Here is a 17,002-nt window from a genome sequence, read left to right as displayed (position 1 = left end):
GCCCCTGAAGTAGTTTGTCACAGGTCGTGACAGGTATGAGTAGGGAGGCCCGCGCCCCGCGTTACCGGGTTTAAGATAGAGTTAATCTTTAGTCAAAGGAATTCGATATTCTATTCCTTTGTGCTAGTATTCGGGTTAATTCTAAATAAGGGTGGTACCACGGCTCCTCGTCCCTTGCGACGGGGGGCCTTTTTGCGTTTCAAATTATAACAAAGAAGAGGGAGTGGAAGGGTAATGAGTAACGTGGAATTGGATGTTCTTAGAGGTCGTCTGGATGAAATCAATGGGCAATTGCTGGAGCTGATCTCCGAGCGGGCTAAGATTGTGCAGGAGATTGGAGTAGTTAAAGAAAAGCAAGGTGTGCCTAAGTTCGATCCAGAACGTGAAAAGAAAATGTTGGATCAGCTCGTAGCGAGCAACAAAGGACCTTTCACTGACGGGACCATCCGCAGCCTCTTCAAACAAATTTTTTCAGCTTCTCTGGACTTACAATCCGATGAACATAAAAAAACCTTACTAGTAGCACGCAAGGGTCACAAAGAAGATACAGTGATTGTTTTGCCGGGAGATGTTACGGTTGGCGGCTCTTCTTCACTGATGGTAGCTGGCCCTTGCTCCGTGGAGAGCGAACTACAGACCCGCACCGTAGCTGCTGCTCTGCAAAAGGCTGGCGTACGTGTTATGCGTGGCGGTGCCTTCAAGCCCCGGACTTCTCCTTATGACTTCCAAGGTCTAGGTATGGACGGACTAAGAATATTACGTGAAGCTGCAAATGACTATGGTCTGCTGACCATTAGTGAAATCGTAGATCCAAGACATATTGAAGAGTCTTTAGATTATGTAGATATCATCCAGATCGGTGCACGGAACATGCATAATTTCGAGCTGCTCAAGGCAGTCGGAGAAGTTAATAAGCCAGTGCTGCTGAAACGCGGATTGGCTGCCACACTTGATGAATTCATACATGCTGCGGAATACATTATGTCTCGTGGTAACACACAAATCATGTTGATTGAACGCGGAATTCGTACCTATGAAAAAGCGACCCGCAACACGCTCGATATCTCAGCAGTGCCTATTCTCAAGCAGGAGTGCCATTTGCCAGTATTGGTCGATGTTACTCACTCTACAGGACGTAAAGACATTCTCATCCCTTGCGCAAAAGCCGCGCTCGCAGCCGGAGCCGATGGGATTATGGTCGAGGTGCATCCTGATCCTGCAACCGCGCTGTCCGATGCCGCACAGCAGCTGAATATTGATGAGTTCAACACCTTCTTTAACGAAGTGAAAGCATCCGGACTGTACCGAATCTAGAAATATAGAATTTGAATGATATTTCAAGGATTGGCTAGAAAATGAGGTGAATAAGCGCTTACAAGTCTAACTAATCTTTTTGTGAAGGTGAAGGCGGGTCGAGTACAATAAGCAACATTAGCGTTGCACCGGCCCCGGGTCTTTTGGAAAAAGGCCTATATACCTTAATAGTCACAGGAGGAAATTAGATTTTGAAGCAGCTTACCTTAAATAATGGGTGGTTTTCTAACACTCGAACCGATATTTTATCGGGGATGACCGTAGCCGTTGCACTGATTCCTGAAGCGATCGCTTTTTCAATCCTGGCGGGAGTAAGTCCGATGGTTGGTTTATACGCCTCTTTCTGTATTGCGATTGTAACAGCACTTGCCGGAGGCAGACCCGGAATGATTTCGGCGGCTACAGGGGCTATGGCTCTGTTAGTCGGAAGTCTTGTACTAGAACACGGAATAGAGTATCTGTTCGCAGCAACTGTACTGGCTGGTGTGTTTCAGATATTGATGGGGATGCTAAAGCTTGGCCGCTTCATCACGTTTTTGCCACAGCCGGTTATGACGGGGTTTGTCAACGCGCTGGCAATACTGATTTTTATGGCGCAGCTTACCCATTTTAATGGACAGGGCTGGGTGATGTACGCCCTGGTAGCTCTGACATTGCTCATTATCTACACGGTTCCTCGGTTTACCAAAGCCGTACCTTCAGCACTTGTAGCGATTGTTATCGTTTCTGTTCTTAGCATCGCTCTTCATCTGGACGTAAGAACCGTAGGCGATATGGGGAATATTACAGCAACTTTGCCACTATTTCATCTTCCGCAAATCCCGTTCACGCTGGATACTCTGCTTATTATTTTGCCATATTCACTCTCACTGGCCGTAGTTGGGCTATTGGAATCACTGATGACTGCCACCTTAATAGACGATATTACGGGCACAGGTAGTGATAAGAACAGAGAGGCGAAGGGACAGGGGCTTGCGAATGTAGTCACTGGTTTTTTCGGAGGGATGGCAGGCTGTGCGATGATCGGTCAGTCAATGGTTAACATGAAGTCTGGAGGACGCACGCGTCTGTCTACGTTTGTGTCAGGGATCTTTTTATTGTTCCTAATTATTGTACTTGGCGATGTAGTTAAGCAGATCCCGATGGGCGTACTGGTCGGCGTAATGATAATGGTCTGTATCAGCACCTTTGAATGGGGCTCGCTTAGATCACTAACCCGTGTTCCGCTAAGTGATGCGCTGGTTATGATTGTGACGGTGGTCACCGTGGTGGCTACGGACAACCTTTCTATTGGTGTTTTGTTTGGAGTTCTGTTAAGTGCTCTAACGTTTGCTTGGAAAATAGCTTCGATCCGCCTAACTGTTCAGGAAGCTGCCTCTTCCAAAACATATGCGGTTTCCGGCCAGCTGTTCTTCGGCACGACAAGCCACTTCATTCATGAATTCGCCTACGATAGCGATCCGGATCATATTATTATCGATTTCTCACACTCCCATGTGTGGGACCAGTCCGCAGTTCATGCCATAGCGAAGACGATGAGCAAATACGCCGAGCGTGGCAAAAAAGTCACCATTACCGGACTTAATGACCAGAGCTCGCAGCTGGTTCAGCGGGTGGGATTATCATTATGAAAAAAGATTGCGCTATATGCGCGATCTTTTTTTTATAGCAGGGATAATCGTAATAGAAGAAGAGTAAGGTTTTACTTTCGGTGAAAATTGATATAAAGTATAAAGTGGATAATGTTTATCCGCTTTATACGCGGGTGGGTAGTCTATAGTTTGTATTAAGCAATTTATGTAGATCGAGGTGCTGTACATGCATATGAAAACAGGGGTAGAACAGTCAGTATATGCACTGGTTCTACTCAACATGCTGCCGGATAAGGCGGTGCTGTCTGGGGAAGCGATTAGCCAGCAGCTCGGAGCATCGGCGACCTATTTTCAGAAACTGTTAAGAAAGCTGGTTACCGCAGACATCATCACATCTGTTCCCGGCATTAAGGGCGGCTTTAAATTAAAGAAGAGACCTGAGGATATTCGTGTATATGACGTTTACCTCGCGGTGGAGGGACAGCAGTCGCTGTATTCATCCAATGGTATTCTGGTAGACATGTTGGATTTAGAAAAAGAAGATAGCTGCTGCCTGCTAACCAATCTGATGGAAGAAGCTGAATCCTCCTGGAAAGCTGTATTAAAGCGGGAGACTATTGCTTCGTTGTCGGAGGAAATGCGCGGTGAACGGTTTAAAGATAAGATAGCAGCCTTAGAGGAATGGATCCGCAATAAAATGGTCATCTAACCAAAGAAGGGATGTATTCGCATGAGATTAAGCGTATTGGATCAGGCACCCGTGACTAGTGGTAACACAGCGGAAGGTGCTTTGAATAAAGCAGAAGAATTGGCTATTTTAGCAGATGAGTTGGGATATAGCAGAATGTGGATGGCTGAGCACCATGGCGGAAATACATTTGCTAGCTCGGCTCCTGAAGTAACGGCAGCGCGTTTAGCCGCCAAGACCAACCGTATTCGAATCGGCACCGGCGGTGTGATGATGATGCATTATTCTCCACTTAAGCTGGCGGAAGTATTTAAAACGTTAAGTGCTTTTTCCCCGGGGAGAATTGATTTCGGTGTAGGAAGAGCGCCTGGCGGCGATACAAGTGCCATGTACGCTCTGTCTGAAGGCCGCGAGTTAATGCTTCATAACATGTATGATAAGCTTGGGATTACTATGCAGCTGCTTAGCGATCAGATTCCGGAAGATGAGCTGTATGCCAAAAATCTCGCTGCTCCAACGAAGGTGGCTCTCCCAGAAGTATGGTTGTTAGGCTCGAGCGGCAACAGTGCGCGAAAAGCTGCGCAAATGGGAGTTGGATACTCTTTTGCGCAATTTTTTAACGGTGCGATGAGTAATGAGATCTTGGACCATTATCGGAATAACTATCAGCCTTCTATCTTCATGGACAAACCTGAGATCAGTGTATCCTATATGGTGACCACAGCAGAAACGAAGGAAGAAGCTGAGTATGAGGCATTACCGCAGGATATTTTCCGCTTGATGATGAGTAAGGGCAGAATTACGCAGGTGCTGACACCAGAAGAAGCTCAGAACATATCGTTATCAGAAATTGACCGGATGGCAATCAAGGAAGGCCGTAAGATTCATTTGGTCGGTGCGGTTAAAGACATCGCCGTACGCCTGCAAGAAGAACAAGCACAATATGGATTCCAGGAAGCGATGATATGCAGCATTCCGCATTCGCAGGAAAAACGGCTAGAGGTTTACCGGTTACTGGCGCGTGAACTGCTAGGTTCTTGATTCTGTAAAGCTAAGAGTGATTGATTATAATAGTAATTTCCTATCTTAACCCGCATTTGATGCGGGTTTTTTGTATGCCCAATTTAGTTTTTTGATCGACGCCTGCCCTCAAGAGACAATAAATTAACCCTCCCGCCCCCTAAAAGTAACATTTGAATATCTAACTTCATCTATGATTAATGAAAGATTTAATTTTAAAAGAGGATAGGAAGTGATCAAGAGATGTTTCCTTTACATAAATCCGTTACGCTGACAGCTTTGCTTCTAATGAATCTGCTGGCGGGTTGCCAACATCAGGCTGATCCAGCCCCCCTTCAATCGGCCAACGACTACCACACATCAAGACCGAAACCAACAGACACCGCTGCTAACCTCATTAAGCTGGAGTGGAAGCTGGTGGATACAATCCCTGTAGTCTCTCAACTAAGTGCTCCACCTACAGGCGCTACTTTGATTACAGAGAAGAAGCTTGATGATTTCGGAGGACTCAAAGTGAGTGTGTATACGATGGCTAGTGACGAAGACTATGTATATGCCAGAGTTTCTACATCCCAAGGACAATACAGTCTAGGGACGATAGGAACTTATAATTATCGTCAGCCGGAGGATATCAAGGTAGAAGTGGTGCGGATTTTTAGCGAAAAGGTGCTGAAAATCACCGGTGGACTAGGAGCAAATAATTCGCTCACTAACTATTATTTAATCGATGAGAGTGGTAACCCCTCGGGATTGCTGCAGATAGATACCGGACATTCCAAAGAGCTGGATGTTGACGGGGATGGATCTATTGAGGGTGTAGCTGCACATGGAAATCCGATGAGTGCCTACATTTACCGCTGGAATGTTGATCACGCTGAGGTAACTTTCGTTAATGATGCTTTAAAGGCAGACTCCGTGGTGCTAACGGATGAAGGAATATATGAAGCTTTAAATATCGGGGACAAGCAGAGCAAAAGATTCCGGTTGACCTTAGAAGGACTGATCCAAGAGCAATAACGTCATGACCAGTGCTGCTGAAATATTTCCTGCGACCAATTCCCTCAAACCTCCGTATAGACGATTAAGCTTAAATGATTATCCATAATCTAGGAGGGGTATTGGATGAATATGTAAATGAATCCGAAATTGAAACAGCTGCGTCCGGGAAAAATAGTTAGCGGTGTTGCAGCAGTGCTCATTGTATTGTTGATTGGCGCAAACTCTTTTGTATCTGTGGAATATGGGCATGTAGGTTTGTACAAAACCTTTGGTAAATTAAATGACAACACGTTGTCACCCGGCATTCATTTTAAAATTCCATTTATTCAGACGGTAATTCAGGTCAATACGCAGGTAACGAAGGCGGAGACCGATACTTCAGCTTCTTCAAAAGATCTTCAGCCTGTATCCACACATGTAGCAGTGAATTATTCCGTAAACAAGGCTTCCGCCTTTAATCTGATGAACAATATCGGAGGTAATTTTGACAATGTAATTATCAATCCGGCCATTCAGGAAATCGTCAAGGAAGTGACGGCAAAATATCCAGCAGAAGATTTGATTACGCGCCGTGATGTAGTGTCTAGTGAGATCAGTGAGCATTTAACTGCTAGGCTGGCAAAATATGACCTGATCGTCAACGATATTAACATCGTTAACTTTAAATTCTCGGAGGCGTTCAATCAGTCCATTGAAGCGAAGCAGGTTGCTCAGCAGCAGGCGCTAAAAGCGGAGAATGATCTTCGTAGGATTGAAATCGAAGCGAAGCAAAAAATCGCCCAGGCGCAAGCAGAGGCTGAATCTCTAAGACTTAAGAAGCAGGAGGTTACACCTGAGCTGGTGCAGCTGAAGCAAATTGAGGTCCAAGAGAAAGCGTTAGAAAAATGGAACGGCGTGCTGCCGTCAGTAACAGGGGGAGCGACTCCATTTGTGGATATTCAATCCCTGACGAAATAATTCATTGTTGGATTTCTGATTTATTTTTCCAATTGCTGTTCTGTTTGAGTTCGTGGCTGTCTGCTTCAACATCTGCTCCTCTGATGGGAAAGCCCTACTTCTATAGAAGTAGGGCTTTTTATACTATTAATATTGATAAAGCATTGTAGGAATTTGCCAGCCAGCGCCGACTGACCAAAAGAAGACATAATCGCCACGTTTGATTCGTCCGTCTTCGACTCCGCGTTGAAAGGCGATAAAAGGACTGCTTGTTGCTGTATACCCGAACTCGTCACCTACGTAGATGAATTTCTCATCAGTAAGTCCAAGACCCTCTTGGATGAGTTCGATATTTTTGAGAGAGAATTGTGAAAGGCAGAAGGCAGATATATCATCTGTAGTCAGGCCGTTTCTTGAGAGAAGCTCCTTCATGTCTGCAACGGCCGCATCTACACATACTGTACCGTCAAAGGGGGTCCAGCGTATCCGAATTTGCTCCGGTGTAATGTCTTCATGATAAATATTCGAAAGACCGCAAGCAGGGAACATAATGTTCTCAGAGCCCTCAGAATCAGTGTAATAAAGGGAGTCAATGAAGCCAGTTTGCTCGCTCCGTTCCAGAATGACAGCTGCTGCGGCATCTCCGAAGTTAGGGTAAGTAATTTCATCATCTGTATTGCAATTTACCGAGCTATAGTCACTGCCCACGACGAGCGCGTACCGAATGCTAGGATTAGCTTGCATATAACGACTTGTCTGCTCCACGGCGGATACCATTCCTGCGCAGTTGGCATTGGAATCTTGTGTAATGGTCCGGTGTTTGCCTTGCAGCATACGGTGTAGCAGAAGTGCGTTGGTAGGGTAGGTATATTCCGGTGTCTGAGAAGCGAACGTAATCATGTCCATATCTTCCCCATGCAAATTGGCTTCATTTAACACTTTTTGGGCGGCTTTGAATCCCATCGTTAGGGCATTCTCATCCTTTTCTTTTACGATGTATCTCCGGTCACGACCCATGACTTCCAGGAATCGCTTGATGTCCTTGCCCATACTCTGGAAATGCCCCAAATAATAATCATTAGTTACGACATGCTCCGGATGGTAATAAGCAGCTTGGCGGATGGTTATATGTCCCAAATGAAACCTCCTATGCTTCAATAATTTCGTAATTCTCTAATTTCGTTGCCCGGGCTACTCGGCTCAGCTGCATTTTTAGGACAGGGCTTTTGGCAATAATGAAGGTCACTTTTTTAAATCCAGATTCTTTATACAGTATGTAGCATTGTTCAAGCATAGGAAGAGTGTCCGGCGAGGATACGTTTAGTGTCTTGCAATCTAAAATGATCTCAAATTGTGTCGGGTCAAAGGTACTTATGATTTGGTTGTACTCCTGAATGAAACGTCCGGCGTCCTCAGGTGACATAGAACCTTCCACTTGTACATTCAGTTTCTGGGCTGCAGCGTTTGAGGCGAAATTAAAGTTTCCCATTTTAAACAGTCTCCTCCTAAGTAAGTTTGAAGAAAAATTTTAATAAATAGGCTAAAAAACCCATTTATATATAACTATTATCGTATTTTTAAATGGGAAAGTTTAGGGAGATTGTTATTTATATTTTAAAAAATACAAGAAGGTATAAATTTAACTTGAAAAGATAATTAAGTTAATAATGACCTGCTCCAAGTATATTTATAATGAGTTAACCGAGATTGGAGTGGGCTTGATTGCCCTGTCGACTTTGCAAAGCAGAGTTCTATTGGTATGATTACAGAGATGAAAAAAATTTACTATCCAAATCATGGAGGAATGACAGAAATGAGCGAAATTACACTATCGGGGATCATTGATCATACACTGCTTAAAGCAGATGCACGGAAAGCAGATATCATTAAATTGGCAGAAGAAGCAAAAGCCTATAAATTTGCTTCGGTCTGCGTAAACCCTGCCTGGGTAGCTACTGCCCATGAAGTATTGAAGGATACGCCTGAAGTTAAAGTATGTACAGTTATCGGCTTCCCACTCGGATCTTCGACAACAGAGACTAAAGTATTCGAGACTACCAATGCTATTGCGAATGGTGCAGGTGAGGTAGACATGGTTATCAATATCGGAGCGCTGAAAGATGGTAACGATGAACTGGTTAAACATGATATTGCATCAGTTGTAGAAGCAGCTCGCGGCAAAGCGCTGACTAAGGTCATTATCGAGGCTTGTTTATTAACGGAAGAAGAAAAAGTACGTGCTTGCAAGCTTTCTGTTGAAGCTGGAGCAGACTTCGTAAAAACATCCACAGGATTCTCTACAGGTGGAGCAACGAAGGAAGATATCGCTCTGATGCGTGCAACAGTTGGACCTAATGTGGGTGTGAAAGCTTCCGGCGGTGTTCGTAGTGCGGAAGACGCTCATGTAATGGTACAAGCAGGCGCAAGTCGTATTGGTACTAGCGGCGGTGTAGCGATTGCTAAGGGAGAAACAAGCCAAAGCAGTTACTAATCAAAGCAGTTACTAATAGAAGATAAGTAAACCAGTAGCGGTGAGATAAGGTGGACAAGCTTTGTCCGCCGCTATTCTGTTTTTTATGCGTAGAAGCTCTCTACTAGATACATAGGGTATACCTGTTTTTTTAGCTTAAAAACTGTTATTGAAAGCGTTATCTGATTTTTATCGAACAGGCTTTCATTCGCAAAATAAAATTGTAATAATTCACACCGGAATAATAAGATTTTTTTCTTTTCAAATGATGTCGTTTATGAGAGAATGAGTACAATTATTATTTGTTAAAGATTTCTATTCTTATTTATAAAGGGAGGAAATACCTATGTCAGAAGACCGTAAGCTGTCATTTGAAACTTTGACTGTTCATGCAGGCCAGGAAATTGATCCAACTACTTTCGCACGTGCTGTACCGCTTTATCAGACCACGTCTTATGGATTCCGTGATGCTGATCATGCAGCGGATCTGTTTGCGCTCAAAGAATTCGGTAATATTTACACTCGGCTGATGAATCCGACTACAGATGTATTTGAACAGCGTTTGGCAGCACTTGAAGGTGGAGCAGGTGCACTTGCTACAGCTTCCGGGGCAGCGGCTATTTCTTTCTCTATTCTAAATATTGCTGGTGCTGGGGATGAAATTGTATCTGCGGCAAGCCTATACGGTGGAACTTATAATTTATTTTCTACAACGCTGCCTAAGCTCGGCATTAAGGTACATTTTGTGGATTCAGACAATCCAGAGAACTTCCGTGCTGCGATTAATGATAAAACCAAAGCTTTGTATGCAGAAACCATTGGTAACCCACAGGGGAATGTATTAGATATTGAAGCCGTTGCAGCAATTGCGCATGAACACGGAATTCCTCTGATTGTGGATAATACGTTCCCAAGTCCATATTTACTGCGTCCGATTGAGCATGGAGCTGACATCGTTGTTCATTCGGCAACTAAATTCATCGGCGGGCATGGTACATCTATCGGTGGAATTATTGTGGATGGTGGTAAGTTCGATTGGAAGGCAAGCGGTAAGTTCCCAGGACTTACAGAGCCTGATCCAAGTTATCATGGTGTTGTTTATACGGAAGCTGTGGGTCCGATTGCTTATATTATTAAAGCCCGTGTTCAACTGCTTCGTGATCTAGGGGCTTCTATTTCACCATTTAACTCTTGGATGCTGCTGCAAGGGCTCGAAACACTCCATTTGCGGATGGAACGTCACAGCCAGAATGCGCTGAAGGTTGCGCAATATTTGGAGGCACACGCAGATGTAGAATGGGTAAGTTATTCTGGACTTCCTACTCATCCATCTCATGAATTAGCGCAAAAGTATTTACCTAAAGGTCAAGGAGCGATCCTTACCTTCGGTATTAAAGGTGGAAGTGCTGCGGGACGCAAGCTGATTGAAAATGTGAAGCTGTTCTCGCATTTGGCGAATGTCGGTGACTCCAAGTCATTGATTATCCATCCTGCAAGCACAACACATGCACAGCTGTCGGATGAAGAGCAAACCACAGCGGGAGTAACTCCGGAATTACTCCGCTTATCGATTGGTACGGAATCTATTGATGATATTATTTATGATCTGGAGCAGGCCATCGCAGCCAGTCAACAATAGAACAATGAAATTCAAGGAAGGCATTTGCTGCTATGCGGCGATGCCTTTTTTTTGTGATTTAATAAGGCTAAATTATTCACATCATTTGGCAACGCTTGCATATTTCATGGGAGGTTCCCGTATTTATAAGTGTGGTAATAAGATGTCGGTGGCATGAAGTTTATTAACTTGGCGTACCGGCAGCAATCCAAAGATAAAGGGTGGGTGCGAAGATGAAGGGTGAACGTCAGCAGGATGGTTTTCGGAGTAGTGAAGAGCGCCCGTTCAAGTTCATGTATAAGGCCGGTGATCGGGCTGTAGGGATGGAAATGAGCCAAGCCGGATCCGTAGCCTCCGCTGCCGCAGAATTTATTACCGGGGTAGAGCAGAAGGATGTTGTAGAACCTTTGAACCGTTCTTATTTTAAACGACCTGGAGAACAGTCGGCCTTCTTAGTATTGCGTGAAGGACGTGAAGAACGAGAAGAGCGTCCGATTACACGGGAAGGCGCAAGGTCCGTTCAAGCCGGTCCTTGTCTGATACGAAGTGAGGAATGGCTGCTTGAACCTGAACTGTTTTGTCTTTATGAGCATTGGTTATCCAGTGAGGATGAGCTGCAGGCTAATCGAATGCTGCAGCGGATCTATTACCGATTGCAAGCAGCCACCACAGCTCTGCTGGAATCACCGGATGGTGAATGGGCAGCAGTCACCCTGCTGCATCCAGAGGAGCTTGCGGCGCAGCCCGCAAAGCTCGCCGCGCTTCAGGACGCGCAGCTCGAAGCGCTTTTTACTGCGGTGGCGGAGAGCCAGCGTCAAGGCGGCGATTGCCGCCTTGATCTGCTGGTCGCCTACACCGCAAGCGGAGCCGAATTCGCGGCAAAGCGCGAATTCATCGAGTTCGTGGCCGATCAGACACTCGGCCACGCTTATGCGGCGGCGTGCCGCATCGGAGCGCTGATCGCGCCCGATGTGGAGCCCTCCGCCGCCGCGGAAATCGCGCGCATCGCCGATTTCCTAGTGCTCGACGGCGCGGCGAGCGAGCTCGCGCCGGAAGGGGCCGCCGCAGAGGGCTTCGCCCTGGCGGCGGGGGAGATCCTTGCCGCCGTGCGGAGCGTGAAGCCGGCGGCGGTAGTGCTCGCCGCGGGGACTCCGGCGGCGTCGGCTTTGGCCGATCTGTATCAGATCGGCCTCAGCGGGATCTTTTGCAGCGCCGGTCAGCGGACCGAAGCGCTGCTTAGAGCAGCCTGTCTGATCTGGATCGCCAGGCAGCAGGAAACATTGGATACTGCCGCCGGTGGAAGGCAGTAACACAGCAACGAAGTGGCTGTTCCATATGCCACTTGCGATTCTAAATGAGACGACAGAGCAGTGATTCTCCCATTATGGAGGATCACTGCTCTTCATTTTGTACGTTTTGACTGCTTCCTTGAAAAGAATGTTCATCATCGCTTTGGGCACACGGACTCAGATGACCCTATTTGTATGATTTATGCTTTTGGAGCACAGTTTCGGACTCCAGAGACATTATTCAATAGAAGTTGTGTCCGTATCGGCTCGCTCACAGCCTTCCTGCTTTATCAACAATGTCTCTCAAACGTATTTATCTGTAGATCAAGTAAGGTCGTCGCCCTGTGACCAGCACATCATTCATGTTGCTGCCTCCCGTCAGAGGCACGTGGAGTGGTGAACGCACAATTTCTTTCAGCACTCTCATTCATTTTACATAAAAAGGATAATTATATTAGCGGATCGAATCTATTAGCATCCTACTGAAAAGAGGCGCTGCACATGTCCGCAAATTTTAGAGTTGCCCTGAAGAAGGTTGTTGACCACTCCTACGACATTGAGATCGGAGAAACTTTATTTAGCACATTAATAGAGGACTTAAAACGAGGTATCGTAGAAAATGTAAGCAAATTTGCGATAATTACGGATTCCAAAGTTGAAGCACTTTATGGACAAGCCTTGCTGGAACAGTTGATTCAGAATGATTTTCATGCGGAGCTTTTTTCTTTCCCCGCCGGAGAGAAATCCAAAACCCGTGAAACGAAGGCGTTGCTGGAGGATCAGCTATTAAGCCGTTCTTATGGACGAGATTGCTGTATTATTGCGATTGGAGGCGGGGCGGTAACAGATTTGGCAGGTTTTCTGGCAGGGACATTTGGCCGGGGAGTGCCGAGTTTGAACTATGCGACCACCTTATTAGCAGCAGCAGATGCATCCATTGGCGGAAAAACAGGCGTAAATACACCGGTCGCTACCAATCTAATCGGTGTATTTCATCAACCCAGAAAGGTGTACATCGACTTAGCGACATGGAGAACACTTCCGATTCGTGAGTTGCGTAGCGGCTTAGCTGAAACGATCAAACATGCCTGCATGGCGGATGCGGTTTTTTTTGAGTATTTGGAGCAGAATTTGGAACAAGTTGTTTCTTTAGAGGGAGAGCTTATATTAAACCGAGAGGTCTGCGAACGGGTTGCACTTTATAATTGTGAGATCAAGTACGGTGTGGTAGAGAAGGACGAATTGGAGAGCAATCTGCGGCAAATTCTTAATCTAGGGCATACTGCGGGTCGAGCGCTGGAGGCTTTAAGCGGTTATGAATTGTTACATGGTGAGGCTATTGCGATAGGTCTTGCTATTCAGGTGCAGTTAGCAGAGCGCTTGGGATATGTAACTCCGAACCAAACTCAGCGGGTGATTGCATTACTACAGAAGGCGGGTCTGCCTACTGAAATTCCAGCAACCATTACAAACCGAATGCTAATCGATAAAATGTATACAGATAAAAAAGTACGCAAAGGGCGCATACGGTTTGTATTCCAAGAGGGGATCGGTTCGATGAAACGTTTTGAGGATGGATCTTATTCGACTCCAGTCGAGGAACATGTCCTAACAGAACTGTTAGATAAAATCCGCCATTAAGCGAGCAGCTAACATATACTCTGAAATTTAGGGCGGTTAGCTGAACAGATAGGCTTTACTTTTTCATTCCTGGTGGTATGATTAAAATATAAGTTGCACTAAGGAAATATAGTTGTACTATTGCAACAATGATTATCATTCTCACTACCTATAGTTATCAATCATGCTGTCCCGGCTAAGCCGGGGCAGCATGTGTCATTTTAGGGGTCTTAATAATGGCTCTCATTCTCACTTGGCTGAAGTTATTCTCCACAAAACAAAGCGTATGCTTACGAAGCAAGTTTTGTTGCGAAGAAGAGTCACTGAAGGAACGCTACACAAAACTTTAAAGGACGGCGATTATTATGCAAGCAACATCAAAACATTTACCTCAGCAATCATCTATTTCCGGCAGTATGAAGAAGCCAGGCGCTCCAAAGCGCCGGTTTGATCCGCGTGCCATGCTTAGCAATTCCGAAATGCAGGCTGCTCTGGGCAGCGGACTGCTTATGCTTTTAGCATGGTCTGTTGGTGGATGGTCAGAAATTCTATCCATAGCGCTCTATGTCATTTCTTATACGATTGGTGGCTGGAACAAGGCAAAAGAAGGCGTAGAAACGCTCGTCAAAGAACGGGATCTCGATGTGAACCTATTAATGATTGCAGCCGCACTAGGCGCAGCTTCCATTGGATACTGGAATGAAGGCGCCATGCTTATTTTCATTTTTGCACTCAGTGGAGCCTTAGAGAGTTATACGATGGAACGCAGCAAAAAGGATATTTCCTCGCTGATGGCACTCAAGCCGGCAACGGCTATGCGTATTGAACAAGGAAGTATGAATGAGGTCCATATCGACCAGTTGGTGATCGGAGATCTGCTGCTTGTACGCCCGGGAGATTTGATTCCGGCAGACGGTAAGGTATATCGGGGGGAGTCGGCAGTAGATCAGGCTTCCATTACGGGAGAATCGGTACCCGTTGAAAAATATGCCGGTAGCGAAGTTTTTGCAGGCACCGTGAATGGAGAAGGTCCCCTTTATATTGAGGTAACGAAAGCAGCTGAGAACACCCTTTTTGCTAAAATCATCAAAATGGTAGAAGAGGCAGAAACGGAAGTTCCCAATTCGCAGCGTTTTATAAAAAGACTCGAAGCCATCTATGCAAGGGTTGTCGTAGCCTCGACCGTGGCACTGATTCTCCTTCCACCATTTTTGCTGGACTGGAGCTGGAGCGCAACTTTCTATAAAGCGATGGTGTTTCTAGTAGTTGCTTCACCTTGCGCTTTGGTTTCCTCTATTATGCCAGCGATGCTGTCGGCGATCTCTAAAAGTGCGCGAAAAGGGGTTCTTTTTAAAGGCGGGGTCCATCTGGAAAATATGGCACGCACAACGGTTGTGGCGTTCGATAAGACAGGGACGCTTACAGAAGGAACTCCACAAGTAACTGATTTTATTGCAGGAGAAGGCTACAGTCGTCAAGAGTTGCTAACGGTTAGTGCATCCATTGAGAATATGTCCCGTCATCCACTGGCGGAAGCGATTGTACGTAAAGCGGAAGAGGAAGGCCTGGAGCTACGGGGAGTGGAAGACAGTAAAACCATCACAGGCTGGGGGATTGAAGGTCAAATCGATGGACATCTCTGGAAAATCGGGAAGTCTAATTTGCTCGATGAGCTGGCTCAGTCTACTATGAATCCTGAACTGGAGCATTGGAAACTTAAGCGGCAGCAGTTGGCTGAAGAAGGGAAGACCGTCTCCATCATTCTGGACGGCGAGCAAATTGCCGGAATGATTGCTTTGCAGGATACGGTTCGTCCACAAGCAGAAGCCGCAGTGCGGAAGCTACAGGAGCTTGGGATTAAAGTGGCAATGCTTACGGGTGACCGTGACGCTACGGCCCAGGTCATTGCAGCTACAACGGGGGTAGATCTAGTGTTTGCTGACCTTTTACCGGAGGATAAAGTGAAGCATATCAAGGCACTGCGTGAAAAGTATGGTCACGTTGTTATGGTAGGGGATGGTGTGAATGACGCACCTGCTTTGGCGACAGCAACCGTTGGCATGGGTATGGGCATGAAAGGGAGCGGCGCTGCACTCGAAATAGCCGATGTAGTGCTTATGAATGATAATATAGAAGAGATCGCTTCAACGATATCATTGGCGCGTCGTTCACAGCGTATTGTGAAGCAAAATATGATTTTTGCTGTGTCTGTGATTGCAGTGCTTATGATCAGCAACTTTGTGCAAGGGATCGCACTTCCTTTTGGCGTAATAGGTCATGAAGGCAGTACGATATTAGTGATTCTCAATGGACTAAGATTATTACGATAATATTTATCAAAATTAAATTGTTCACAAAATAGTTTTGGGGTGAGGGAGTCTGGCATATTGACATATTTGCTTTCAGTTATCATAATTAACACTACATTATAATTATTTTAATTAAGAAGCGACGTCATTGCCGTCTAGCTCAAGGAGGACATAGATATGTATAAATCAATAATTGTTGGAACTGGACCGGCAGGATTAACCGCCGCTATTTATTTGGCTCGTGCCAATTTGAACCCACTAGTAATCGAAGGACCCCAACCCGGTGGACAATTGACCACTACAACAGAAGTGGAGAATTTTCCTGGATTTCCTGAAGGCATCATGGGTCCTGACTTGATGGATAATATGCGTAAACAAGCTGAACGTTTTGGTGCGGAGTTCCGTACGGGCTGGGTGAACAGTGTAGAACTTGGAGAGCGTCCTTTTAAGTTGAATGTTGAAGGAATGGGCGTTCTTACTACAGATACATTGATCATTTCCACAGGCGCTACGGCAAAATACCTCGGTATCCCAGGGGAGCAAGATAATGTGGGACGCGGTGTAAGCACCTGCGCTACCTGTGACGGATTTTTCTTCCGTAATAAAGAGATCGTGGTTGTTGGTGGCGGAGATTCCGCACTTGAGGAAGCTGGCTTCTTGACTCGTTTTGCTTCCAAAGTAACTTTGGTGCATCGTCGTGGAGAATTGCGTGCTTCGAAGATCATGCAGGATCGCGTTCGTGCTAATGTTAAAGTAGACTGGAACCTAAATCGCACTCCACTGGAAGTGACTTCGAGTGACAGAGGCGTCAATGGTCTAAAAGTGCTTAACAATGAGACCGGAGAAGAAGAAATCATCGAAGCAAGCGGCGTGTTTGTTGCGATTGGTCACCACCCGAACACCTCTTTCTTAGGTGGACAGATCACAACCAATGCGGATGGCTATATCATGACGAACCCAGGCACTTCCGAAACCAATATCCCAGGCGTGTTCGCATGTGGTGATGTGCAGGATACTCGTTACAGACAAGCGATTACTGCAGCAGGTAGTGGATGTATGGCAGCTATGGATGCTGAGAAATATATCGAAAGCTTGGAGCACAGTGCAGTCATTCTATAATTTGGTTTGAAAAAAACTCAATGCTACA

14 protein-coding genes are annotated in these 17,002 nt (G+C 45.8%); 12 read left to right on the top strand and 2 right to left on the bottom strand.

Annotated features, from left to right (window positions below; all coding sequences use genetic code 11):
* Positions 1-234: 234 nt before the first annotated feature.
* The 6 genes from ACN6MV_RS27550 to ACN6MV_RS27525 all read left to right on the top strand — a co-directional run bounded on the left by ACN6MV_RS27550 (position 235) and on the right by ACN6MV_RS27525 (position 6,570).
* Positions 235-1,314, top strand: a complete 1,080-nt coding sequence (locus ACN6MV_RS27550; RefSeq protein WP_042131084.1) for a bifunctional 3-deoxy-7-phosphoheptulonate synthase/chorismate mutase — start codon at positions 235-237, stop codon at positions 1,312-1,314.
* A 188-nt stretch (positions 1,315-1,502) separates the two neighbouring features.
* Positions 1,503-2,945: a SulP family inorganic anion transporter gene (locus tag ACN6MV_RS27545; protein WP_419886823.1), complete on the top strand. Its 1,443-nt coding sequence runs from the start codon at positions 1,503-1,505 to the stop codon at positions 2,943-2,945.
* 187 nt (positions 2,946-3,132) lie between these two features.
* Positions 3,133-3,615: an RrF2 family transcriptional regulator gene (locus ACN6MV_RS27540; RefSeq protein ID WP_042131082.1), complete on the top strand. Its 483-nt coding sequence runs from the start codon at positions 3,133-3,135 to the stop codon at positions 3,613-3,615.
* Positions 3,616-3,636: 21 nt separating this feature from the next.
* Positions 3,637-4,635 carry an LLM class flavin-dependent oxidoreductase gene (locus ACN6MV_RS27535; protein ID WP_419885273.1) on the top strand — a complete coding sequence of 333 codons (999 nt, stop codon included), beginning with the start codon at positions 3,637-3,639 and terminating at the stop codon, positions 4,633-4,635.
* Positions 4,636-4,857: 222 nt separating this feature from the next.
* Positions 4,858-5,631: a hypothetical protein gene (locus ACN6MV_RS27530; protein WP_419885272.1), complete on the top strand. Its 774-nt coding sequence runs from the start codon at positions 4,858-4,860 to the stop codon at positions 5,629-5,631.
* 117 nt (positions 5,632-5,748) lie between these two features.
* Positions 5,749-6,570, top strand: coding sequence for a prohibitin family protein (locus tag ACN6MV_RS27525; protein WP_052414820.1), 822 nt, complete (start codon positions 5,749-5,751; stop codon positions 6,568-6,570).
* A 126-nt stretch (positions 6,571-6,696) separates the two neighbouring features.
* On the opposite strand, the gene ACN6MV_RS27520 is transcribed toward ACN6MV_RS27525, so the two are convergent.
* Together ACN6MV_RS27520 and ACN6MV_RS27515 are read right to left on the bottom strand one after the other, a co-directional pair.
* On the bottom strand, positions 6,697-7,686 hold the full coding sequence (locus ACN6MV_RS27520; protein WP_042131078.1) for a ketoacyl-ACP synthase III: 990 nt from the start codon (positions 7,684-7,686) through the stop codon (positions 6,697-6,699).
* 10 nt (positions 7,687-7,696) lie between these two features.
* On the bottom strand, positions 7,697-8,038 hold the full coding sequence (locus ACN6MV_RS27515) for a hypothetical protein (RefSeq protein ID WP_042131077.1): 342 nt from the start codon (positions 8,036-8,038) through the stop codon (positions 7,697-7,699).
* Positions 8,039-8,362: 324 nt separating this feature from the next.
* Here ACN6MV_RS27515 and deoC point away from each other — a divergent pair, with 324 nt between their 5' ends.
* The 6 genes from deoC to trxB all read left to right on the top strand — a co-directional run bounded on the left by deoC (position 8,363) and on the right by trxB (position 16,974).
* Positions 8,363-9,040, top strand: coding sequence for a deoxyribose-phosphate aldolase (deoC, locus tag ACN6MV_RS27510; RefSeq protein ID WP_042132492.1), 678 nt, complete (start codon positions 8,363-8,365; stop codon positions 9,038-9,040).
* A gap of 325 nt (positions 9,041-9,365) precedes the next feature.
* A complete protein-coding gene (locus ACN6MV_RS27505) occupies positions 9,366-10,658 on the top strand; it encodes a homocysteine synthase (protein WP_042131076.1) in 1,293 nt (430 codons plus the stop codon).
* 212 nt (positions 10,659-10,870) lie between these two features.
* On the top strand, positions 10,871-11,947 hold the full coding sequence (locus ACN6MV_RS27500) for a hypothetical protein (RefSeq protein WP_419885271.1): 1,077 nt from the start codon (positions 10,871-10,873) through the stop codon (positions 11,945-11,947).
* Between the two features lie 480 nt (positions 11,948-12,427).
* A complete protein-coding gene (gene aroB, locus ACN6MV_RS27495; protein WP_419885270.1) occupies positions 12,428-13,567 on the top strand; it encodes a 3-dehydroquinate synthase in 1,140 nt (379 codons plus the stop codon).
* A 344-nt stretch (positions 13,568-13,911) separates the two neighbouring features.
* On the top strand, positions 13,912-15,876 hold the full coding sequence (locus ACN6MV_RS27490; protein WP_419885269.1) for a heavy metal translocating P-type ATPase: 1,965 nt from the start codon (positions 13,912-13,914) through the stop codon (positions 15,874-15,876).
* 156 nt (positions 15,877-16,032) lie between these two features.
* Complete coding sequence (gene trxB, locus ACN6MV_RS27485) at positions 16,033-16,974, top strand: thioredoxin-disulfide reductase (protein ID WP_042131072.1); 942 nt, start codon at positions 16,033-16,035, stop codon at positions 16,972-16,974.
* Positions 16,975-17,002 lie beyond the last annotated feature (28 nt).

Origin of the sequence: Paenibacillus sp. B-A-8 (genome assembly GCF_048572915.1) — a bacterium.
In the GTDB taxonomy this organism is placed as follows: Bacteria; Bacillota; Bacilli; order Paenibacillales; family Paenibacillaceae; genus Paenibacillus_AQ.
This window is presented reverse-complemented; position numbering and strand designations above follow the sequence as displayed.